Below are 22,117 nucleotides of genomic sequence, written 5' to 3'. Positions count from 1 at the left end.
GGCTACTCCCGTCCGAGCGGTCTCAGTTCGTACTTAGGGTTGAACAGCACTCTACGGCCCCGGCTCATCGAGATCCGGCCGGATGCGATCAGCTTGCGCCCCGGCTCTATCCCGACGATGGAGCGCCTGCCGAGCCACACCACGTCCAGGGCGGCCGAACCGTCGAACAGCTCGGCCTCCAGGGCCGGGACTCCGGCCCGCGGGCGCAGCGTAACCGTGCGCAAGGTACCAGTAACCGTCACTATCTGGCGGTCGTGACAGTCGCAGATGCGGGTGCAACCCGCCGTGTCCGCGTCCTCGCGCAGCTCCTCGGACTCCAGGTCCTCCTGGGACGAGGAGAGCCGGTCGAGCATGCGCCGGAAGCGGCCCGCCGGCTTGTCGGAACGAGGGGCAGCACTCATACCGGAAAGCCTACCGGGGGCCACCGACACGGGATGAGCCCGTGTACGTCACGCCCTACTTCTCGAACCGGTAACCCATGCCCGGCTCCGTGACGAAGTGCTTCGGATGCGACGGGTCCGCCTCCAGTTTCCGCCTGAGCTGGGCCATGTAGACCCGGAGGTAGTTCGTCTCCGTGCCGTACGACGGCCCCCAGACCTCCTGGAGGAGCTGCTTCTGGCTGACCAGGCGGCCGGTGTTGCGGACGAGGACCTCCAGCAGATGCCATTCCGTGGGTGTGAGGCGCACGTCCCTGCCGCCCTTGTTGACCTTCTTGGCGACCAGGTCGACGGTGAAGTCGTCGGTGTCCACGACCACGTCGTCCCCGCCGCCCCCGATGGGCTCGGCCCGGCGGACGGCGGCGCGGAGGCGGGCGAGGAGCTCGTCCATGCCGAAGGGCTTGGTCACGTAGTCGTCGGCGCCCGCGTCGAGCGCCTCGACCTTCTCGTCGGAGGAGTGGCGGGCGGACAGGACCAGGATCGGCACCCGGGTCCAGCCGCGCAGCCCCTTGATCACCTCGACGCCGTCCATGTCGGGCAGGCCGAGGTCCAGGACGACGACGTCGGGGTGGCGGGCGGCGGCGAGCCGGAGCGCGGTGGCGCCGTCGTGGGCCGCGTCGACCTCGTAACTGCGTGCCTTCAGGTTGATCACGAGGGCGCGCACTATCTGCGGCTCGTCGTCGACCACGAGCACCCTCGTGACGGCCTGGGGGGTCCCCTCAGGGCTCATGAGACCTGCCTTTCCGGTTCTGCGAGTCGTGCGGGGGCCTGGACCGCGTCCACAGCCCGGAGGGTGAGCACCATGGTGAGTCCGCCGCCGGGGGTGTCCTCGGCGTTCAGTGTGCCGTCCATCGCCTCGGCGAACCCTCGGGCGACGGCGAGGCCCAGGCCCACGCCCGCTCCGCGCGGGGCGTCGCCGTGGCGCTGGAAGGGCTCGAAGATGCGGTCCTTGGCGTCGTCGGGGACACCTGGGCCGCGGTCGACGACGCGGAGCTCCACGCGGTCCGCGAGCGCGCTCGCGGCCACCAGGACGCGTGCTCCGGGCGGGCTGTACTTGACGGCGTTCTCGACGATGTTGGCGACCGCCCGCTCCAGCAGCCCCGCGTCCACGGCGACCATGGGCAGGGTCTCGGGGACGTCCAGCTCCACGCTGTCCTCGGGCACCCCGCCGAGTGCCATCGGCACCACCTCGTCGAGGTCGATCTCGCGGATCAGCGGGGTGACGGTGCCGGTCTGCAGGCGTGACATGTCCAGGAGGTTGCCCACGAGGTGGTCGAGCCGGTCGGCGCCCTCCTCGATGCCTTCGAGCAACTCGGCCTGGTCCTCCTCCGACCAGGCCACGTCGTCGGAGCGCAGGGAGGACACGGCGGCCTTGATGGCGGCCAGCGGGGTGCGCAGGTCGTGGCTGACGGCGGCGAGCAGCGCGGTGCGGATGCGGTTGCCCTCTGCCAGCGCGCGGGCCTGCTCGGCCTCGTGCTGGAGCCGCTGGCGGTCGAGTACGACGGCGGCCTGCGCGGCGAAGGCGGCGAGCACCCGGCGGTCGGAGGCGGGCAGGACGCGCCCGGACAGCGCGAGCGCCATGTGGTCGCCGACCGGCATGTCCACGTCCGCGTCGTCCGGGCGCCCGACCAGCAGTCCACCGCCCACACGGCCCGCGCAGGTCCATGGCGCCACGTCGCTCTCCCGCTCCAGCAGGGCCACCGACTCCATTCCGAAGGTCTCCCGAACCCGTTCCAGGAGCTCCTCCAGCCTGGTCTCGCCGCGCAGCACACTGCCCGCGAGGAACGAGAGGATCTCGGACTCGGCGCGCAACCGGGACGCCTGATGGGTGCGTCGGGCCGCCAGGTCGACCACGGAGGCGACCGACACGGCGACACCGACGAAGATCGCGAGGGCGACGATGTTCCTGGGGTCGGCGATGGTCAGCCGGTGCAGCGGCGGCGTGTAGTAGTAGTTCAGCAGCAGCGAGCCGAACGCCGCCGCGGCGAGGGCCGGATACAGGCCGCCGACGAGCGCGGCGGCCACGGTCACCGCCAGGAACAGCAGCATGTCGTTGGCGAGGCCGAGGTCGACGGTGTTGAGCAGCAGCGCGAGAACGACCGGGCCGAGCACACCGGTCAGCCAGCCCGTGATGACCCGGGCCCGGCCCAGGCGCGCGCCCCGGGCGACAGGCAGTCCGCGTCCCTTGCCCGCCTCGGCATGCGTGATCAGGTGGACGTCCAGGTCCGGCCCGGATTCCCGGGCGACCGTCGCGCCGACCCCCGGCCCGAAGACGTACTGCCAGCTCTTGCGGCGCGACACTCCCAGCACGATCTGGGTGGCGTTCACCCCGCGCGCGAAGTCCAGCAGAGCCGCCGGGATGTCGTCGCCGACCACATGGTGGAAGGTGCCGCCCAGGTCCTCCACCAACGTGCGCTGCACGGCGAGTTCCTTGGGCGAGGCGGAGGTCAGCCCGTCGCTGCGGGCGATGTAGACGGCCATCACCTCGCCCCCGGCGCCCTTCTCCGCCAGCCGTGCCGCCCGGCGGATCAGCGTCCGCCCCTCCGGCCCGCCCGTCAGGCCGACCACGATCCGCTCCCGCGAACCCCAGATCGCCGACACCCGGTGTTCGCTGCGGTACTCGTTCAGGTACTCGTCGACGCGGTCGGCCACCCACAGCAGCGCCAGTTCGCGCAGGGCGGTGAGGTTGCCCGGGCGGAAGTAGTTCGACAGCGCCGCGTCGACCTTGTCGGACTTGTAGATGTTGCCGTGCGCCATACGGCGGCGCAGCGCCTGCGGCGACATGTCGACCAGTTCGATCTGGTCCGCCCGCCGCACCGCCTCGTCGGGGAGGGTCTCCCGCTGCCGTACACCCGTTATCGACTCGACGACGTCACCGAGAGACTCCAGATGCTGGATGTTGACGGTCGATATCACGTTGATGCCCGCCGCGAGCAGCTCCTCGACGTCCTGCCAGCGCTTGTCGTTGCGGGAGCCCGGCACGTTGGTGTGAGCGAGCTCGTCCACCAGGGCGACGGCCGGGGCGCGCCGGAGCACGGCGTCCACGTCCATCTCGGTGAACACGGCGTCGCGGTAGGCCAGCTCCCGGCGCGGAACCTGTTCCAGGCCGTGCAGCATCACCTCGGTGCGCGGCCGGTCGTGGTGCTCCACGAAGCCGACCACGCAGTCGGTGCCCCGCTCCACGCGGCGGTGCGCCTCGGAGAGCATGGCGTACGTCTTGCCGACGCCCGGTGCCGCACCGAGGTAGATCCGAAGCTTGCCGCGTCCCATGGCCTCATTGTCTTCCCGTCACAGCTGTGCACGCAGCGTCGACCTTACGGCCAACAATCACGACAAAGAGGGCGACGGGGTGGGCCGTGATCGCTCTTTGACGGAACTCTGACGCAGCGATGACCGGGGTCAGTGCTCCACGATCTCCCCGTCCCGCAGTTCCAGAACCCGGTCGGCGAGATCGAGGAGCGTCGCGTCGTGCGTGGCGACCAGCGCGGTGACCCGCTCGCTGCGGACGACGGCGCGCAACAGCTCCATGACGGCGTGGCCGGTCTCGGCGTCGAGCTGGCCGGTGGGCTCGTCGGCGATGAGGAGCGAGGGGTTGTTGGCGAGCGCGCGGGCGATGGCCACGCGCTGCTGCTGGCCGCCCGACAGCTCGCCGGGCCGCTGCTCGGCGTGATCGGCGAGGCCCACGAGGGAGAGCAGCAGCTCCACGCGTTCCTCGCGCTCGGCGGGCTCGGTCCGGCGCAGCCGCAGGGGCACGCCCACGTTCTCGGCGGCCGTGAGGATGGGGATCAGCCCGAAGGACTGGAACACGAACCCGACGCGGTCCCGGCGCAGCTCCAGCAACCCGTCCTCGCCCAGCCCGGACAGATCGAGCCCGTCGATCGTGATCCGCCCCTCGTCCGGCTCGTCGAGCCCGCCGACGAGGTTCAGCAGGGTGGTCTTCCCCGACCCGGAACGGCCCTTGAGGGCGACGAGTTCACCGCGCGGCACGTCGAAGGAGACGCCGCGCAGCGCGTGCACGGCGGCCGCGCCGCCGCCGTACGAGCGGTGCACGTTCTCGACGCGCACCATCGTGTCCCCCATGGCCCCTCGCCCTCCCCGTCGGCCGAACGCCCAGTATGGTCACCGGGCACCCGGCCGATCAATGGTTCGACGCACGCCGAGGCCCCCCTTGCGTCACCCGCCCCGAGTGCCGACAGCTCACGAGGCGCGAAGAGTCCGGACATGACAATGGGCCGCACCCGTCGGGGTACGGCCCATGCGGTCCCGTGCATGCTCAGGGCTAGCGGACCTCGGTGATCTCCGGTCCGCGCTGCAGCTGACCCATGCCGCCGGCGAAGCGGGACCCCTGCTCCTCCTGCTGGACGCCCTCGGGGACCATCTGCGCGTCGTTCGGCAGCTTCAGGACGATCGGGTCGCGGGGGGCCATCGGGCCCTCACCCCGGATGACGACCGTGTCCCGGAAGATCTGCTCCAGCAGCCCCGCGGTCTCCGGCTCCACCGCGCCCCGGCCGGAGATCACTCCCCGCAGGAACCAGCGCGGCCCGTCCACACCGATGAACCGTACGACCTGGAAGCCGCCCGTCCCGTCCGGCAGCTGTACCGGCACCTGGGCCCGCAGCTCCCAGCCCAGCGGGCCCTCGACCTCGTCGATGACTCCGCCCTGCTGCGTGATGCCGGTGGCGATCTCCTCGCGCACCTCGCCCCAGATGCCCTCGCGCTTGGGCGCGGCGAAGGCCTGCAGCTGGACGGCGCTGTCGCGCAGCACGACGGTCGCCGCGACGATCGCGTCGCCCGCGACCTCGACCCGCAGCTCCATGCCGTCGACCCCGGGCACGAAAAGGCCGCCCAGGTCGACCCGGCCCTCGCCGGGCTCGCGCACCTCGGAGCTGTCCCAGGGTCCTTCGGGGCGCGGCGCCGGCTCCAGCCGTACGCGCTCGCGCTCGCCTTCTTCGTCCGCCTCGGTGTCGACGCTGTCGACGACCTGCTCGGCCTCGCCGGCCGCGTCCTCGGCGGCACCCTTCTTCTTGCGACGTCCGAACACGTCACTGTCCTTCCCGGTCGGATACGACCGAAGCGTATCGATTCCCACCCGTTCTGCCGCCCACGGCGGCATGACCGCCAGTGGACCCGAAGCCCCCGTCGGCCCGCGCCGAGTCGGGAAGCTCCGCCACCTCCTGGAAGCGGACCTTCTCGATCTGCTGGACGACCAGCTGGGCAATCCGGTCGAAGCGCTCGAACCGCACTGGCTCGTGCGGGTCGAGATTCACCACGATCACCTTGATCTCCCCACGGTACCCGGCATCAACCGTCCCCGGGGCATTCACGAGGGCGACACCACAGCGGGCGGCGAGACCGGAACGCGGGTGCACGAAGGCCGCGTACCCCTCAGGGAGAGCGATCGACACCCCGGTGGGCAGAACCGCTCGCTCTCCCGGCGCCAGTTCACGGGCCTCGGTGGTGCGCAAATCCGCGCCCGCGTCCCCGGGGTGCGCGTATTCCGGAAGGGGAACCTCCGCGTCGACGCGCCGGATCAGCACGTTCACGGGCGTACGGCTCACGGGTTCACCTCGAAGGCGCGGGCACGCCGGACCTGGTCCGGGTCGTCCATGGCGGCCCGGATCTCCTCCGGACGGCCGTTGTCGATGAAGTGGTCGACCTTCACCTCGACGAAGAGCGCGTCGGCGCGGACGGCGACGGGGCCGTCGGGGCCGCCGATACGCCCCGTGGCGGTCGAGTAGATCTTCCGTCCGGCCACGGCGGTCACGCGGGCCTCCAGATGCAGCACGGTGCCGACGGGCACGGGCCGCATGAAGTCCGTCTCAAGCCGCCCGGTCACGGCGATGGTGCGCAACAGCCAGTTGAGCGAGCCGAGGGTCTCGTCGAGCGCGGTCGCCAGCACACCGCCGTGGGCGAGGCCCGGGGCGCCCTGATGGGCGGGCTGCACGGTGAACTCGGCGGTCAGCGAAACGCCCTCACCGGCCCTGGCCTCCAGAAGCAGCCCGTGCGGCTGCTCGCCCCCGCATCCGAAGCACTGGCCGTAGTGCGCCCCGAGCAGCTCGCCGGGGGCGGGCGCCGCGGGGTGCCGCACGGGCGCCAGGGCGTCGGCCGGAGGCTTCAGGGCTGAGGAACTACCACTCACAGCCGCAGACCTTACCTGCCCGCCCGCCTCCCACCACCGCCGTACCGGACAGCGCTCCGCGCAGACCGCCCCGGCCGTCATCCGTCGCCCACCACCGTGCGGCCCGACAGCGCTTCGCGCGGACCGCCCCGAATCCTGCACAAGTCAGGCACCGTGCCAAGCTTGTCGCCATGCAGCCCTCCGCGTCGCCGTACGAAGAACGTCTCACCGCGCCCCGCTCCTGGTGGCTGATCTGCGCTCTGGTCGGCGTGGCCATGGCTCTGATCCTGCTCCCCTTCGGCACGCTCCCGCTGCTGGGCGGGCTGGTCGGGGGCACGGCGGTCTCGGCGGTCGTGGCCAGCTCGTACGGCTCGGTCCGTGTCCGTGTGGTCGGCGGCGCGCTGATCGCGGGCGAGGCGAAGATCCCGGTGAGCGCACTCGGCGACGCCGAGGTCCTGGACCCGGAGGAGGCCCGCGCCTGGCGCACGCACAAGGCGGATCCGCGCGCCTTCATGCTCCTGCGTGCCTACATCCCCACGGCCCTGCGTATCCCGGTCACGGACCCGGCGGACCCCACGCCCTACGTGTACCTCTCGACACGGGAGCCCGAGCGCCTGTCAGCGGCCCTGGAAACGGCTCGCACCACGGTGTAGTCCGCCGCGAGCGGTACATCCGGGTTCTCGGGCCGTCTCTGTACTGCGGTGTCCCGTGCGGGGCTGTGCGGGGCCCAGAGGCGTTCTCGCCCGCCGTAGCGGCCCGGCTGCCGAGTACGGCAGCCGGCGTCAGCGGCCCAGCTCCTTCGGGATCTCTCCCACCCGCAGCGGATCCGCCGGCTTCTCCAGCGGCGGCAGCTCGGGCAGCGCGTCCCACGGGACCTGGATTCTGCGGAGGTCCTTGCGGATGCGCTCGGCGAGGTTCTTGGTGTCGCGGCGGTTCATGACCGCTCCGACGGCCGCCCCCACCATGAACGGCATCAGGTTCGGCAGATTGCGCACCGTGCGCTTCATGATCTGCTGGCGCAGCTCCCGCTTCATCTGACCGCCCAGCGCGGCGTTGATCGTCGACGGCTTGACCACGTCGATCCCGCGCTCCCCGGTCCAGGAGCTCAGATAGGCGGTACTGCGCTGCTTCACGTTCCCCGGCGGCCGTACTCCGTACACCTCGTACAGCTCGGCGATCAGTTTGAGCTCGATCGCGGCGACCCCGGTGATCTCGGCGGCCAGTTCCGTGGGCATCGCGGGCGGCACCGGCAGCATCGCGGCGGCTCCGATTCCGGCGCCCACCGTCGACGAGGCGTTGGCCGCGCCGGCGACGAGTCTGTCCGCGATCTCCTCGGGCCCCAGGCCCGGGAACTGCCTGCGCAGGGTCGCGAGGTCCCGCACGGGAATCCGCGGGGCTATGTCGACGATGCGGTCGGCGAGCTGCGCCAGGGCGGCCCTGGCCCGGCTGCCACCTTTACGGGCGCCCTCGATGCCTTGCCAGAGCGCGTCCCTGACGACCTCCGTGCGAGGCCGGGCGGCCGGCGCCGGAGAGTCCGCCGGGACCGGAAGGCCCGGCTGCGCGTCCGCGGTGTCCGCGTCCTGGGCGCCCCCCGACGCCGTGCCAGACGTGCGTTCGAGCGAGGCTCCGGGTTCGGAGGAGCCCCGCCCTTCATCACGCACGCCTTGAGAGCCGTCGTACGGCTCTTCGTCCGCCTCCTTGCGGAAGCGGCGCTTCCAGGGAGGGGTCGAGCCAGTCACGGCCGACCCCGCCTCAGTCGCAGTCGCGGCAGATCGGCTGGCCGTTCTTCTCGCGGGCCAGCTGACTGCGGTGGTGGACCAGGAAGCAGCTCATGCAGGTGAACTCGTCCTGCTGCTTGGGCAGGACCCGGACGGCCAACTCCTCGTTCGAGAGGTCGGCGCCGGGCAGTTCCAGGCCTTCGGCGGCCTCGAACTCGTCGACGTCAACCGCCGAGGTCGACTTGTCGTTCCTCCGGGCCTTGAGTTCTTCCAGGCTGTCCGAATCGACGTCGTCATCGGTCTTGCGTGGGGTGTCGTAATCCGTTGCCATTGTCGCTCTCCCCCTCTGGGTGTCTACGGTGTCTCCAGCGCACGTAACGCGTGAGAGGCCGGACTTGTGCCCGACCCGAGGCGGAGATTTTGCCTCACATCAAGGTCTGTTACTCAATCGACACCCAACCGGACCCCTCAAGAGTGATCGGCTTGGATGGCGAACGGGACCGTACACGGTCCATGGGCCGCACTTCAAAGGCGTCTCACCGTGTACTTCCCGTGATCAAGATGGTCGAAAACCCGGATTTTCCCGGCTTTCCGACAGCCACATGATCACGGAGAGTAGATGGCCGGAAATTCGCCCCTGTGATCGATCACACACGATCTTCACGCTTGCGCGCGAGGAAAATTCCGCCCAAAGCGAACACGGTCGTTGTGTCGGCGGCATGATGTCAGATCAGCACGGCCTCCCGCATCTCAGGTCGGCCGGATCTCGCGCCCCTCTGGACCCTCGAGCCGCCCGACTTTCAGGTCGGCAGAGTGACCCGCATCACGAGTCCACCTCCCTCGCGCGGACGGGCGGCGATGTGGCCGCCGTGCGCGCGGGCCACGGACCGGGCGATCGACAGGCCGAGGCCCACCCCCTTGTCGCTCCCCGTGCGCTCGGTGCGCAGCCGCCGGAAAGGCTCGAAGAGGTTGTCGATCTCGTACGCGGGGACCACCGGCCCGGTGTTCGTGACGACCAGGACCGCCTGGCCGTGCTGGAACTCGGTCACCACCTCGACCCAGCCGTTCTCCGGCACGTTGTACCGGACGGCGTTCTGGACGAGGTTCAGAGCGATCCGCTCCAGCAGGACGCCATTGCCCTGGACGACCGCCGGGGCGCGCTCGCCGCGGATCTCCACGCCCTTGGCCTCCGCTTCGGCGTGCACCTGGTCGACGGCCTGCGAGGCGACCTCCGCCAGGTCCACGGGCTTGCGCTCGACGATCTGGTTGTCACTGCGGGCGAGCAGCAGCAGGCCCTCGACGAGCTGCTCGCTGCGTTCGTTGGTGGCCAGCAGCGTCTTGCCGAGCTGTTGCAGCTCCATGGGAGCGTTCGGATCGGACAGATGCACTTCCAGGAGCGTGCGGTTGATCGCGAGCGGGGTTCTCAGCTCGTGCGAGGCGTTCCCGACGAACCGTTGCTGGGCCGTGAAGGCCCGCTCCAGCCGCTCCAGCATGTCGTCGAGGGTGTCCGCCAGCTCCTTCAGTTCATCGTCCGGGCCGTCCAGCTCGATCCGCCGGGACAGGTCCGAGCCCGCCACCGCGCGCGCGGTGCGGGTGATCCGGCCGAGCGGCGTCAACACCCGGCCCGCCATCGCGTAGCCGAAGGCGAACGCGATCACGGCGAGGCCCAGCAGGGCCAGCAGGGAGCGGCTGAGCAGACCGTCCAGGGCGTGCTGCTTCAGGGCGTCGTTGCACGCCTTCAGCGCGGCGTTGCGCGCGTCGTCGGTGGTCGCGTTGTTCAGCTCCGGGCAGGTGTCGCTGCGGATGGTGACGCCGCTGCCGGAGATCTGGAACGACTGGCCACTGCCCTCGTGGATGGCCTGGGCAGCCAGCAGATAGATGATCGACAGCAGCAGGATCCCGGCGATCAGGAACATGCCGCCGTACAGCAGCGTGAGCCTTATCCGGATGGTCGGGCGCAGCCAGGGGAAGGGCGGCTCCGGCTTCCTCGGGTCCCACGTGGGCTTCGGGGGCGCCTTGGGCGGCGCGGGTGTCGCGGCCATCGGGATCAGATCCGGTAACCGGAGCCGGGCACGGTGACGATGACCGGGGGCTCGCCGAGCTTGCGGCGCAGGGTCATCACCGTGACGCGCACGACGTTGGTGAAGGGGTCCGTGTTCTCGTCCCAGGCCTTCTCCAGGAGCTGCTCGGCCGAGACGACGGCGCCCTCGCTGCGCATCAGCACCTCCAGGACGGCGAACTCCTTGGGCGCGAGCTGGATCTCCCTGCCGTCGCGGAAGACCTCGCGGCGGTTGGGGTCCAGCTTGATGCCGGCGCGCTCCAGGACGGGTGGCAGTGGCACGCTCGTCCGGCGCCCCAGGGCACGCACGCGTGCGGTGAGCTCGCTGAAGGCGAACGGCTTGGGGAGATAGTCGTCGGCGCCTATCTCCAGGCCCTCGACACGGTCGCTGACGTCGCCGGACGCGGTGAGCATCAGCACGCGCGTGGGCATGCCGAGCTCGACGATCTTGCGGCAGACGTCGTCACCGTGCACGAGGGGAAGGTCGCGGTCGAGGACGACCACGTCGTAGTCGTTGACGCCGATGCGCTCCAGGGCGGCCGCACCGTCGTACACGACGTCGACGGCCATGGCCTCCCGGCGCAGTCCGGTGGCCACCGCATCGGCGAGCAGCTGCTCGTCCTCGACGACGAGTACGCGCACGTCGCTTGTCCTTCCTCTGTCCACCCGCGTGGCGCATCCTCGGCGCACGCGAGCAGGGTCTTCGTGGGTGTGTGACCTCCATCCTGCCCTTTTCGGCCATAAGTCGGCGGTAAGTCAGAGTGCGGGCCGCGCGCGAGGAACGCGGGAGTCCGGGCAAACGAGAAAATCTCGTCCGGTTGAGGTTTCCCCGGAACGGTGTGAGGGGAGGACGGCTTTACACCCCGCGATCACACTCTGCTTGTACCGCACCACCATGCGGTACGTCGCGATCCGCTTTCCGCAGGGCGGGCGTGGGTGTCCGGCACCGTCGCCGCCCAGCACGGGCAGCGCTGGGCATCCACAAGAGACGTGATCGCCCCTTCCGAACGGCACACCCCCGTGCCACCGACCCACGACCCAGGACGAGGGGGCGCAGCATGGACGCATTCACCGCAGGACTTTTGCAGCGCATAAGGGCAACCGAGTCCGACCTGACGCGGGCTCGCGAGACGGGCGACGACTTCCTCGTGGAGGTCGAGCAGGGCGAACTCGACGACCTGCACCGTCTCGCCGCCGAACACGGTGTGGAGGTCAGTGCGTAACGCGTCTGACCAGCTCGTCCGAGCGGGGCTCCGGCATCGATCCAGTGCCGGGGCCCCGTTCGGCGTTCACGGGGTGTCAGCCGGCGTCGTACGCCGTGCCGTGAGCGCCGTCAGTCGTGCCACGCTCCCAGCCCCTCCAGGCGGGCCTGGAGGGGCTCGAAGAGGCCTGGTGGAGCCACGACGGTCAGGTCGGTCGAGAGGGGCTCTCCGGGGCGGCCACCGGTCAGGGCGCCCGCTTCCCGGGCGATGAGGTCGCCCGCCGCGTAGTCCCAGGGGTTCAGTCCGCGCTCGTAGAAGCCGTCCAGGCGGCCCACCGCCACGTCGCACAGGTCGATGGCGGCCGAGCCGCCGCGCCGGATGTCGCGCACGTGGGGGAGCAGTTCGCGGAGCACCTCGGCCTGCCTGGCCCGACGGTCGGCCAGATAGCCGAATCCAGTGCCCACGAGGGCGACCTCCAGGGCGGCGGCGGGCCGCACGCGCGCGGCGCGGCCGTTCACATACGCCCCCTCCCCCAGGACCGCCCGGAAGGTCTCGCCGCGCAGCGGGGCGTGGACCACTCCGACGACCGTCTCGCCGTGCAGCCGGGCCGCGATGGACACCGCCCAGCTGGGCAGGCCGTACAGGTAGTTGACGGTGCCGTCGAGCGGGTCGATCACCCACTGGACGCCGCTGCTGCCCTCGACGCTGGCGCCCTCCTCGCCGAGCACACCGTCGTCCGGCCTGCGCTCGGCCAGCAGGCCGGTGATCAGCTTCTCGGAGGCGATGTCCATCTCGGTGACGACGTCGACGGCGCTGGTCTTGGTGGCGGCCACGCCGAGGTCCGCGGGGCGGCCGTCGCGGAGGAAGGCGCCCGCGCGGGTGGCCGCGTCGAGCGCGATCTCCAGAAGCTCGGCCCGCAGAGGGCCCCGCTGCTCTGCTGACTTGTCGGTCACGATGCTCCTCACGCGTACGGGCTGTCGGCGCCCGCGGCGGCGGGACGGGGGGCGCGGGCCGGGCAGCAGCCCACGGGGCACAGGTTGTGGCTCGGGCCGAGCGCCCCGAGGGCACAGGGGGTCACGTCCGCGCCGCGCTCGGTCGCGGCGCGTTCCAGGACCAGGTCCCGGACCGCGGCGGCGAACCGCGGGTCCGCGCCCACGGTGGCCGAGCGGCGCACGGGCAGGCCCAGCTCCTCGGCCTTGGCCGTGGCCTCCGTGTCGAGGTCGTACAGGACCTCCATGTGGTCCGAGACGAACCCGATGGGCGCCATCACGACGGCCGGCACCCCGGCGCCGTGCAGCTCCTCCAGGTGGTCGCAGATGTCGGGCTCCAGCCACGGGATGTGCGGCGCCCCGGAACGCGACTGGTAGACCAGCCGCCAGGGGTGGTCGGCACCGGTCCGCTCGCGCACGGCGTCGGCGATCAGCCGGGCGGTGTCCAGGTGCTCCGCGACGTACGCGCCGCCGTCCCCGTGGTCCTCGACCGGGCCTGAGGTGTCCGCGGCCGCGGTCGGGATGGAGTGCGTGGTGAACGCGATGTGGGCGCCGTCCCGTACGTCTTCGGGCAGGTCGGCGAGGGATTCCACGAGGCCGTCGATCATGGGGTCGAGGAAGCCGGGGTGGTTGAAGTAGTGCCGCAGCTTGTCGACCTTCGGCGGCTGAAGGCCCTCCGTCTCCAGGGCGGCGAGCGCGTCCGCGAGGTTCTCGCGGTACTGGCGGCAGCCCGAGTACGACGCGTAGGCGCTCGTGGCGAGGACGAGGACGCGGCGGCGGCCGTCGGCGGTCATCTCGCGCAGGGTGTCCGTCAGGTACGGCGCCCAGTTGCGGTTGCCCCAGTAGACCGGCAGGTCCAGGCCGTGCTCGGCGAAGTCCTTGCGGAGGGCGTCGAGCAGCGCTCTGTTCTGGCCGTTGATGGGGCTGACCCCGCCGAACCGGAAGTAGTGCTGCCCCACCTCCTTGAGCCGCTCCTTGGGGATGCCGCGTCCCCGCGTCACGTTCTCCAGGAAGGGGACCACGTCGTCCGGGCCCTCGGGTCCTCCGAACGAGAGGAGCAGCAGGGCGTCGTAGGGGGTCGCGTCGCGTGCGTCGGGCATGACTACGATCCTGCCACCCACCAGTGACAGCCGGGTTCCCGGCCCTTGTTCCGGGGGGCGTGAGCGGGTGCAGGGGGAGCGCCGTACCCGTAAGCTGTGTCAGCTGCAATCACGCCTTACGGGATCGGCCCATCCAGCCGACCGGTCCCACGGCAGACCCGGAGACCCACGTGCCCAGCCCCTACCGCGCCCTGTTCGCCGCCCCCGGCACCAAGGGCTTCACCGCCGCGGGTCTCCTCGGCCGGATGCCGCTGTCGATGATGGGCATCGGCGTGGTGACGATGGTCTCCCAGCTCACCGGCCGGTACGGGCTCGCGGGCGCGCTGTCGGCGACCATCGCCCTGTCCGCAGCCGTGGCCGGGCCTCAGGTCTCCCGCCTGGTGGACCAGTACGGGCAGCGCCGGGTGCTGCGCCCGGCGACCCTCCTCACGCTGGCCGCGGCGGCCGGGTTGTTGTTCGCCGCGCACCACGGGTGGCCGGACTGGGTGCTGTACGTCTGCTCGGCGGGCGTCGGCTGCACCCCCAGCATCGGGGCGATGACCCGCGCGCGCTGGGCGACGCTCTACCGGGGCACCCCGCACCTGCACACCGCGTACTCCTTCGAGTCCGTGGTGGACGAGGTCTGCTTCATCTTCGGGCCGATCTTCTCCATCGGGCTGTCCACGGCCTGGTTCCCGGAGGCCGGGCCGCTGCTCGCCGCCTGCTTTCTCGCGGTCGGCGTGTTCTGGCTGACGGCCCAGCGCGCCACCGAGCCCGCACCGCACCCGCGCGAAACCCACGGCGGCGGTGGACGGTCGGCGCTGCGCTCCCCCGGCCTGCAGGTCCTGGTGGGCACCTTCGTGGCGACCGGGGCGATCTTCGGAGCCGTCGACGTGGTCACCGTGGCCTTCGCCGACGAGCGGGGCCACAAGGCCGCAGCGAGTGTCGTTCTCTCCGTGTACGCGGCGGGATCCTGCCTCGCGGGGATCGTCTTCGGCCTGCTGCGCTTCGCGGGAGCCCCGGAACGCCGGTGGCTGCTGGGCGTGTGCGGCATGGCCGTGAGTATGATCCCCCTCCTACTGGTCGGGAACCTGCCGTTTCTGGCTGTGGCGCTCTTCGTCGCGGGCCTGTCCGTCGCACCGACGATGATCACGACGATGTCCCTCATCGAAGAGCACGTACCACGCGCGCAACTGACCGAGGGCATGACCTGGGTGAGCACCGGACTCGCGGTCGGGGTCGCGCTCGGCTCCTCCGTGTCCGGCTGGGTGATCGACGCCGCCGGAGCGGACGCCGGGTACGGGGTTCCGGCGGTGTCCGGTGCCGTCGCGGTCACGGTCGGTTTCCTCGGGTACCGCCGGCTGCGCAGGCCGGCTGCGCAGCGGGGAGGAGCCCATGAGCAGCACAGCGAGCGGCACGACGAGCACGAGCAGCGGAACATGGCGTAACTGGGCCGGGAACGTCACCGCCCGTCCGGTACGCGAGGTCACACCCGCCTCCGTGGACGAACTGTCCGCGGCCGTACGGCAGGCCGCCGAGGACGGCCTGCGGGTGAAGGCCGTCGGCACCGGGCACTCCTTCACGGCGGCCGCCGCGACCGACGGTGTGCTGATCCGCCCTCAACTGTTGGCCGGGATACGCAGGATCGACCGCGACGCCATGACGGTCACCGTCGAGGCCGGCACCCCGCTCAAGCGTCTCAACATGGCCCTCGCGCGCGAGGGACTGTCGCTCACGAACATGGGCGACATCATGGAACAGACGGTGTCGGGCGCGACCAGTACCGGCACCCACGGCACCGGCCGCGAGTCGGCCTCGATCGCCGCGCAGATCAGGGAACTTGAGCTGGTGACCGCCGACGGCTCGGTCCTCACCTGCTCCGCGACGGGGACCGCCGAGGAACGCGCGATCTTCGCGGCCGCCCGAATAGGCATCGGCGCCCTGGGGATCGTCACCGCGATCACGTTCGCCGTGGAGCCCCTCTTCCTGCTCACGGCCCGCGAGGAACCGATGGCCTTCGACAGGGTCCTCGCGGAGTTCGACGAACTCTGGGCCGAGAACGAGCACTTCGAGTTCTACTGGTTCCCGCACACCGGCAACACCAACACCAAGCGCAACAACCGCAGCGCGGGCCCCGAGAAGCCCGTCCCCCCGCTCAGCGGCTGGTTCGAGGACGAGTTCCTCTCCAACGGCGTCTTCCAGGTGGCCAACTGGGTCGGCCGTGCCGTCCCCGCCACGGTCCCCACGATCGCCCGGATCTCCAGCCGTGCCCTGTCCGCGCGCACGTACACCGACATTCCCTACAAGGTCTTCACGTCTCCGCGCCGGGTGCGCTTCGTGGAGATGGAGTACGCCGTGCCGCGTGCGGCACTGGTGGACACGCTGCGGGAGTTGAAGGCGATGATCGACCGCTCTCCCCTGCGCGTCAGCTTCCCCGTGGAGGTCCGCACGGCGCCGGCCGACGACATCACGCTCTCCACGGCGTCGGGCCGCGACAGCGCGTACGTCGCCGTCCACATGTTCAAGGGCACGCCCTACCGGGCGTACTTCACCGCGGCAGAGCGGATCTTCACGGCACACGAGGGACGCCCGCACTGGGGCAAGGTCCACACGCGCGACGCCGATTACTTCTCCGGTGTCTATCCCCGCTTCGGCGAGTTCACCGCGCTCCGTGACCGGCTGGACCCCGATCGCCGCTTCCAGAACGACTACCTGCGGAGGGTGTTGGGCCCGTAGCCACCCCGCGCCCGTGCGGCTGCGCGAGAGCGGGACGCATGAGCGAGGAGATTCACCCCGTTTCCACCGGTTTCATCCGGTGCGTCATGCTCCATCGGCACGAAAAACGGCGCTTCGGCCGACCAACTCGCACCCCTTGCGAGAAGTTGGGCGGCGTGCCGATCCACGCAAGTGGCCCGAATGGAGTACTGTTGCGAGCCCTGGATCCGGACTCCCGCCAGGGTGTCCGGGGCCTTCGAGGACCGCCGGGAGGGGGATCGTTGCACAGGGTGATGAGATTCGTCACTTAGCGTTGCGAAAAGGTAACCGTGCCATAACGGCGGCCCAGGGCCAACGCCCGACACGCCGGGCAACTCGGCAAGGTTGTGGCAGGCTGCACCCGGGCAGGCCACACTCGACTAGCGGAAGCAGCGACGCACGTGACGTCGGCAGGCACCACCCGGGAGGTCCCCATGCCCGAACTGCGTGTCGTGGCCGTCTCAAATGACGGCACACGGCTGGTGCTGAAGGCTGCCGACGCAACGGAGTACACACTCCCGATCGACGAGCGGCTCCGCGCCGCCGTCCGCGGCGACCGGCCACGCCTCGGCCAGATCGAGATCGAGGTGGAGAGCCATCTCCGCCCCCGTGACATCCAGGCCCGTATACGCGCCGGTGCGTCGGCCGAGGAGGTCGCGCAGCTCGCCGGCATCCCCGTCGACCGCGTACGCCGCTTCGAAGGTCCCGTGCTCGCCGAGCGCGCCTTCATGGCCGAGCGGGCGCGCAAGACTCCGGTGCGGCGCCCCGGCGAGAACGCGGCCGGTCCCCAGCTCGGCGAGGCCGTCCAGGAGCGGCTGCTCCTGCGCGGCGCCGAGAAGGAAACCGCCCAGTGGGACTCCTGGCGCCGCGACGACGGCACCTGGGAGGTGCTGCTGGTCTACCGGGTCGCGGGTGAGCCGCACTCGGCGACCTGGACGTACGACCCGCCCCGGCGGCTCGTCCAGGCCGTCGACGACGAGGCGCGCTCGCTGATCGGTGAGTCCGACGACCTCGGGGCGGCCGAGCCGAGCTTCCCGTTCGTGCCGCGGATCGCCCGGCTGCCACGGGACCGCCCCCTGGACCGCCCTGTGGAGCGCCCCATCCTGCCATCCCAGGCATCCGAGCCCGCCGAGGAGAGCACGGACGATCGCGACTCGCTCACCAGCATCCTGGAGGCCGTGCCCAGCTACCGGGGCGACCTCGTGGTGCCCGAGCGGCCCGCGGAGACGCAGGAGGAGCCCGCGCCGGAGCCCGAGGCGGAGGAGCCACCGGCTCCCGCGGCCTCGGCCGGTTCCGCTTACGCGGACGTGCTCATGCCGCGCTCGGTGGCCAGCCATCGCGAGCGCCTCGTCGGCTCCACCGACCGCCAGGCCGAGGCGGACGGTGTCCGTCCGGGCCGGCGCGCGGCGGTGCCGAGCTGGGACGAAATCGTGTTCGGTACACGTCGGAAGAAGCAGGACTAGCGGAACAGGCAGGACCAGAAGCACGGACCAGAAGAACCGGGACTCGAAGGAGCAGGACCAGTCGACTGGTCACAGGTACGTGCGTGGGGCCCGCATCGTTCAGATGCGGGCCCCACGGCATGCCGGGCGTCAGCAGGAGCCGGCCGATGTCACCTGGCGGCCGCGCAGATCACTGGGGGTCCGGGCCCGTCGCCACCGGGCGGTTGCCGTCCTGGCTCCACTCCGACCACGAGCCGACGTACAGGGCGGCCGGGATGCCGGCGACGGCCAGCGCGAGGACCTCGTGGGCGCCCGAGACACCCGACCCGCAGTAGACACCGACCTCCGGGGCACCGGACGTGCCCAGTGCCCTGAAGCGGTCGGCGAGTTCGGCGGCGGGCAGGAACCGACCGGATTCGGCCACATTCTCCGTGGTGGGTGCCGAGACCGCGCCCGGAATGTGTCCGGCGACGGGATCGATGGGCTCGACGTCACCGCGGTACCGCTCGGGCGCCCGCGCGTCGAGGAGCAGCCCGGTGCGGGCGAGCGCGGCGGCACCATCGGCGTCCAGCAGCGGCAGGGCGCCCGGAGCCGGTACGAAGGTTCCCTGAACCGGTTCGGGGACCTCCGACGTCAACGGGCCGTCCCAGGCCGCGAGGCCCCCGTCGAGGACGCGTACCGACGGGTGTCCGGTGAAGCGCAGCAGCCACCACGCGCGCGCGGCGGCCCAGCCGAGCCCGCCGTCGTACACCACGACGTCCCGGTCCGCCGAGACCCCGGCCGCCCGCATCGCGGCGCCGAAGACCTCCGTGTCCGGCAGCGGATGCCGGCCGCGGGCGCCCGCGGGACCTGCGAGTTCGGCATCCAGGTCGATGAAGAAGGCGCCCGGGATGTGCGCCTTCTCGTACTCGGGTCGCAGGTTCGGGCCGGCCAGCTGCCAGCGGACGTCGAGAAGGACCGGCGGGGTCGGGCCCGTGAGCTCAGTCGCGAGTCCGGCTGCGGAGATGATGGCTTTCATGCACCCCATCCTTGCGCACGGGGTGGCCCTGTCGTCCAGGTCCGGCTACTGTGCTCGGCCGGACAGACCCGATCACGAGGCGTACGGGATCGGGCACATGCTGTACATCCGCAGGACTCGCGCGGTACGGCGCGCCATCGGACGGGAAGCGGCAATTCGGGCACCCTTCCCCGTAGTTCGCCGAACCGCGGCGGCGCGGCAGGGGCGAGCCGCGCACGGGGGGTGCGAGCATCAGCACGGGACGCGCACGCGCGTGAAGGCGGTATGCGCGTACGGTGAGCGGCGGCGACACGGCCGCCGCGAGGGGCCGAGGAGAGTAGTGACGATGACCGAGGCACGGGGTTCGGCCGGCCTGGACGGTGAAACGTATCCGCCCGGCACACCATGCTGGGTGAGTCTGATGGTGCACGGGATGGCCGCCACCCAGGACTTCTACGGGGCGCTGTTCGGCTGGGAGTTCCGGCCGGGACCGCAGCAACTGGGCCCGTACGTAAGGGCTCTGCTCGACGGACACGAAGTGGCCGGGATCGGTCAGCTGCCGTCCGACCGTCATCTGCCCATCGCGTGGACGCCCTACCTCGCCTCGGCCGACGTGGACAAGACCGCCGCGATGGTGCGGCACTGCGGCGGCACGGTCGGTGTCGGCCCCCTGGACGCCGCCGACGCGGGCCGCATGGCCATCGCCTCGGACTCCTCGGGCGCCGTCTTCGGGATCTGGCAGGCCGCGGCCCACCTCGGCACCGCCGTCGCGGGCGTCCCCGGCACGCCCGCATGGAACGAACTCTTCACCCGTGACGCCATCGGCGTCGCCAAGTTCTACGAGACGGTCTTCGGCTACGAGGAGGAGTCACTCGCCGCCGCCGACGTCGACTACGTGACCCTCCGCGTCGAGGGCCGGCCGGTAGCCGGCATCCACGGCGTCGGCAGATCCCTCCCCCGCGACCGGGGCCCCCACTGGCTGACCTCCTTCGAGGTCGCCGACACCGACGAGGCGGTCACCCGCGTCACCGGCCTCGGGGGCCACCTCCTCAAGCCCGCCCGGGACACACCCCACGGCCGCGTGGCCACGGTGGCGGACCCGGAGGGCGCGGTGTTCTCCCTGGTCCACACACTGGTCCGCACAGAGGGCCGCACGAGCCGCTGAGCCGGGGCTCGGCGCCCGGCTGCGAGCGCTCACCCGCACGCACGCCGGGCCAGGGCTTCTTCGGCCGGCGTCCCGATGCTCGTGGGCCGGTACGGTGCGCACCGTCGCGCGCCCCGGCGGCCATCGCGCGCTGGCGCCGTGGCCTGGTACTGCGACGAGACTGCCGCGGCACGGACGCAGTACACCGGGCACTGGGTCGGGCGAGACGGGCTGCTGCTCGCGGCGGTCACCGTACCGGCCCGCCGGGAGTCACCCCTCACGGGCCGGTGACCCGCTGGGCCGGTGACGGGGCGCGATCAGCGATCGAGGACCACGGTCTGGGGTGACAGCCCGGTCGGGCGCACCGTCCGTCTTCCGACGCCCTTGCGGAACTCCTGCGGGCTGACGCCGCGGACCCGTTTGAAGGCCGCGCTCAGAGCGAAGGCCCCGCTGTATCCGACCCGCCGGGCGACACTGGCCACGGTCGCGTCCGGATCGCGCAGCATGTCCGCGGCGAGCGTGAGCCGCCAGCCCGTCAGATACGACATCGGGGGCTCCCCGACCAGCTGGGTGAAGTGCCGGGCGAGACCGGCGCGTGAGACGCCCACCGAGTCGGCGAGCGAGGCCACCGTCCAGGGCAGGTGGGGCTGTTCGTGCAGCCGCCGCAGGGCGGGACCCACGACCGGGTCGCTCTGTGCCCTGAACCAGGGCGGCGCTCCGGACTCCGGGTCCGCGAGCCAGGTGCGCAGGACGTTGATGAGCAGCAGGTCGAGCAGCCGGTCCAGGACGATCTCCTGGCCGACCTCGTCCTTGTCGATCTCCTCGGCGAGCACTCCGACGAGCGGGTCGGCCCCGGCGGAGGCCGGCCGGACCAGCAGCACCGGCAGGGCGGACAGGATGCGGGCGCCGATCTCGCTGGGGGCCTGGTAGGTGCCGCTGAGCATCACGGAGGAGCCGGCACGGTCGGGTTGCCCCCAGGTGCGCACGCCCAGGGCCATGCGTTCGGTGACGTCTTGGCCGTCGGTGGTCTGGCAGCGCTGTTCCGGGCCGACGACGATGCGCGGCTCGGTGTCCGGGTGGTCGGCGATGGTGTAGGCATCGGGGCCGCGCAGCACGGCCACGTCACGGGGGCGCAGGAGGAGCGGACGGCCGCGGTCGGGCAGCACCCAGGCGTCACCGTGCAGCATCGTCACGACCGACAGGGGCGCCCGGTCCTCGATGCGCATCCCCCAGGGGGGCTGGAAGACGGACTTCAGCAGGAACGCACCACGGGCCTTGGGGCTCTCCAGCAGACCGGTCAAGGTGTCCATCCCGTCAAAGTACAAGGTGTCCGTCCCCTCGCAGCAGACCACACGGCCACGTGATCATTTGGGCGGCCGGACAGGCTCCGGGGCGGTACGGGCACGCGACAGGACGGTCCGGGCGAGTACGCCGAGCGCGGCGGCGCAGCTGACGGTGCGCAGGACGTTGGCGGTGCGCCACAGACGTTCGAACTCGCCGCGCGCAGCAGGGTGGCGGCAAGGCCGGTGGCGAGGAAGACGCCCAGGAAGAGCGCGCCGAAGGCCGCGTCGTCGTCGAGGACCCCGTTGATCCGCTGGATGATGGAGACGAACGTCTCGTCGTCCGGGCAGCGGTAGCGCATGGGCTCCTCACCGGGGTACGGCTGATGTGCGGTTCGGTGGCGGGCGGCAGCCCGGGCGCGCGGTCAGCGCGGCCGGGTGATGCCGCGGAGCCGTGCGGCCGAGGAGACGGACCGGGGCCTGCATGACGTCGGCGGGCACCTGGGGGAAGACCGGCAGGCACACCTGCTCCCGGACCCTCCGGTTGGAGTGGGCGGCGAAGCTCGGCAGCCACTCGATCAGGCCGGGCCACCGAATGTCGTCCTCGGTGTTGTGGTGCCAGTCGATGATGCTGCACCGTTGCCGCCACCAGTCGGCCGCGGCGGGAAACCCGGTGGTGGTCAACGGGGGAACAGCCGACACGATTCTCCCGGAACCCCGCCGCATCGCGATGTGTGTGAGGGCGAACCCGTGCAGATGACGGGGACAGCGGGGCCGGACCACCCTCGGTCGTCAGCGGCGCGTCCATCTCTTCCCACCGTTTTCGTCCGGTGCCCCGACGCGCGGTGCCCCGAGTCCGGACCCGGCAGATACGCAGGTCCCGCACGGCCCCTGACCG

General features: G+C 71.4%; 22 protein-coding genes. 6 read left to right on the top strand and 16 right to left on the bottom strand.

The annotated features are described in order from the left end of the window. Positions 1-2: 2 nt before the first annotated feature. The 7 genes from E0500_RS19765 to E0500_RS19735 form a co-directional block, all read right to left on the bottom strand. Positions 3-401: an OB-fold nucleic acid binding domain-containing protein gene (locus E0500_RS19765; RefSeq protein ID WP_131563530.1), complete on the bottom strand. Its 399-nt coding sequence runs from the start codon at positions 399-401 to the stop codon at positions 3-5. 55 nt (positions 402-456) lie between these two features. Beyond that, complete coding sequence (locus E0500_RS19760) at positions 457-1,167, bottom strand: response regulator (RefSeq protein ID WP_131563529.1); 711 nt, start codon at positions 1,165-1,167, stop codon at positions 457-459. After that, the gene (locus tag E0500_RS19755; RefSeq protein WP_131563528.1) at positions 1,164-3,707 is read right to left on the bottom strand and encodes a sensor histidine kinase KdpD; all 2,544 of its coding nucleotides are present in this window, start codon (positions 3,705-3,707) and stop codon (positions 1,164-1,166) included. The genes E0500_RS19760 and E0500_RS19755 overlap by 4 nt, the downstream gene beginning before the upstream one ends. 129 nt (positions 3,708-3,836) lie before the next feature. Beyond that, positions 3,837-4,517, bottom strand: a complete 681-nt coding sequence (locus E0500_RS19750) for an ABC transporter ATP-binding protein (protein ID WP_131563527.1) — start codon at positions 4,515-4,517, stop codon at positions 3,837-3,839. A gap of 199 nt (positions 4,518-4,716) precedes the next feature. Further along, positions 4,717-5,478, bottom strand: coding sequence for a DUF3710 domain-containing protein (locus E0500_RS19745; RefSeq protein WP_131563526.1), 762 nt, complete (start codon positions 5,476-5,478; stop codon positions 4,717-4,719). Position 5,479: 1 nt separating this feature from the next. Next, the gene (gene dut / locus E0500_RS19740; protein ID WP_131563525.1) at positions 5,480-5,995 is read right to left on the bottom strand and encodes a dUTP diphosphatase; all 516 of its coding nucleotides are present in this window, start codon (positions 5,993-5,995) and stop codon (positions 5,480-5,482) included. Continuing rightward, positions 5,992-6,576, bottom strand: coding sequence for a PaaI family thioesterase (locus E0500_RS19735; RefSeq protein ID WP_131563524.1), 585 nt, complete (start codon positions 6,574-6,576; stop codon positions 5,992-5,994). Before E0500_RS19735 ends, dut begins: the two co-directional genes overlap by 4 nt. Before the next feature lie 170 nt (positions 6,577-6,746). Between E0500_RS19735 and E0500_RS19730 the strand changes: the two genes are divergently transcribed. Next, the gene (locus E0500_RS19730; RefSeq protein ID WP_131563523.1) at positions 6,747-7,208 is read left to right on the top strand and encodes a DUF3093 domain-containing protein; all 462 of its coding nucleotides are present in this window, start codon (positions 6,747-6,749) and stop codon (positions 7,206-7,208) included. 129 nt (positions 7,209-7,337) lie between these two features. Here the strand turns inward: E0500_RS19730 and E0500_RS19725 are convergent, their stop codons facing one another. The 4 genes from E0500_RS19725 to E0500_RS19710 all read right to left on the bottom strand — a co-directional run bounded on the left by E0500_RS19725 (position 7,338) and on the right by E0500_RS19710 (position 10,974). Continuing rightward, complete coding sequence (locus E0500_RS19725; protein ID WP_165934997.1) at positions 7,338-8,294, bottom strand: hypothetical protein; 957 nt, start codon at positions 8,292-8,294, stop codon at positions 7,338-7,340. A gap of 13 nt (positions 8,295-8,307) precedes the next feature. After that, positions 8,308-8,604, bottom strand: coding sequence for a DUF4193 domain-containing protein (locus E0500_RS19720; RefSeq protein WP_005481602.1), 297 nt, complete (start codon positions 8,602-8,604; stop codon positions 8,308-8,310). Between the two features lie 469 nt (positions 8,605-9,073). Further along, positions 9,074-10,315 (bottom strand): HAMP domain-containing sensor histidine kinase, encoded by a 1,242-nt coding sequence (locus tag E0500_RS19715; RefSeq protein ID WP_131563522.1) that lies wholly within the window; start codon positions 10,313-10,315, stop codon positions 9,074-9,076. A 5-nt stretch (positions 10,316-10,320) separates the two neighbouring features. Then, positions 10,321-10,974, bottom strand: a complete 654-nt coding sequence (locus E0500_RS19710) for a response regulator transcription factor (protein WP_131563521.1) — start codon at positions 10,972-10,974, stop codon at positions 10,321-10,323. 416 nt (positions 10,975-11,390) lie between these two features. Here E0500_RS19710 and E0500_RS19705 point away from each other — a divergent pair, with 416 nt between their 5' ends. Next, complete coding sequence (locus tag E0500_RS19705; protein WP_165934996.1) at positions 11,391-11,555, top strand: hypothetical protein; 165 nt, start codon at positions 11,391-11,393, stop codon at positions 11,553-11,555. Positions 11,556-11,665: 110 nt separating this feature from the next. Here E0500_RS19705 and E0500_RS19700 read toward each other — a convergent pair whose 3' ends face one another. After that, positions 11,666-12,487 carry an inositol monophosphatase family protein gene (locus E0500_RS19700; RefSeq protein WP_309505103.1) on the bottom strand — a complete coding sequence of 274 codons (822 nt, stop codon included), beginning with the start codon at positions 12,485-12,487 and terminating at the stop codon, positions 11,666-11,668. An 8-nt stretch (positions 12,488-12,495) separates the two neighbouring features. Continuing rightward, positions 12,496-13,623 carry a ferrochelatase gene (locus tag E0500_RS19695; protein WP_131563520.1) on the bottom strand — a complete coding sequence of 376 codons (1,128 nt, stop codon included), beginning with the start codon at positions 13,621-13,623 and terminating at the stop codon, positions 12,496-12,498. A 170-nt stretch (positions 13,624-13,793) separates the two neighbouring features. Between E0500_RS19695 and E0500_RS19690 the strand changes: the two genes are divergently transcribed. The 3 genes from E0500_RS19690 to sepH all read left to right on the top strand — a co-directional run bounded on the left by E0500_RS19690 (position 13,794) and on the right by sepH (position 17,819). Next, positions 13,794-15,050, top strand: coding sequence for an MFS transporter (locus E0500_RS19690; RefSeq protein ID WP_131563519.1), 1,257 nt, complete (start codon positions 13,794-13,796; stop codon positions 15,048-15,050). After that, complete coding sequence (locus E0500_RS19685; protein ID WP_131563518.1) at positions 14,998-16,338, top strand: D-arabinono-1,4-lactone oxidase; 1,341 nt, start codon at positions 14,998-15,000, stop codon at positions 16,336-16,338. The genes E0500_RS19690 and E0500_RS19685 overlap by 53 nt, the downstream gene beginning before the upstream one ends. Positions 16,339-16,790: 452 nt before the next feature. Next, positions 16,791-17,819 (top strand): septation protein SepH, encoded by a 1,029-nt coding sequence (gene sepH / locus E0500_RS19680; RefSeq protein ID WP_131563517.1) that lies wholly within the window; start codon positions 16,791-16,793, stop codon positions 17,817-17,819. Positions 17,820-17,988: 169 nt separating this feature from the next. Here sepH and E0500_RS19675 read toward each other — a convergent pair whose 3' ends face one another. Further along, positions 17,989-18,816 carry a sulfurtransferase gene (locus E0500_RS19675; protein WP_131563516.1) on the bottom strand — a complete coding sequence of 276 codons (828 nt, stop codon included), beginning with the start codon at positions 18,814-18,816 and terminating at the stop codon, positions 17,989-17,991. 325 nt (positions 18,817-19,141) lie between these two features. Between E0500_RS19675 and E0500_RS19670 the strand changes: the two genes are divergently transcribed. Continuing rightward, positions 19,142-19,960: a VOC family protein gene (locus E0500_RS19670; protein ID WP_131563515.1), complete on the top strand. Its 819-nt coding sequence runs from the start codon at positions 19,142-19,144 to the stop codon at positions 19,958-19,960. A 296-nt stretch (positions 19,961-20,256) separates the two neighbouring features. On the opposite strand, the gene E0500_RS19665 is transcribed toward E0500_RS19670, so the two are convergent. Together E0500_RS19665 and E0500_RS19660 are read right to left on the bottom strand one after the other, a co-directional pair. Continuing rightward, positions 20,257-21,249: an AraC family transcriptional regulator gene (locus E0500_RS19665; RefSeq protein ID WP_131563514.1), complete on the bottom strand. Its 993-nt coding sequence runs from the start codon at positions 21,247-21,249 to the stop codon at positions 20,257-20,259. 339 nt (positions 21,250-21,588) lie between these two features. Then, complete coding sequence (locus E0500_RS19660; protein ID WP_131563513.1) at positions 21,589-21,921, bottom strand: hypothetical protein; 333 nt, start codon at positions 21,919-21,921, stop codon at positions 21,589-21,591. Positions 21,922-22,117: the final 196 nt, after the last annotated feature.

This window comes from Streptomyces sp. KM273126 (assembly GCF_004337435.2).
Classification (GTDB): Bacteria; Actinomycetota; Actinomycetes; order Streptomycetales; family Streptomycetaceae; genus Streptomyces; species Streptomyces acidicola.
Note: the sequence above shows the minus strand (reverse complement) of the source record. Positions and strands in the feature narration are given on the sequence as shown.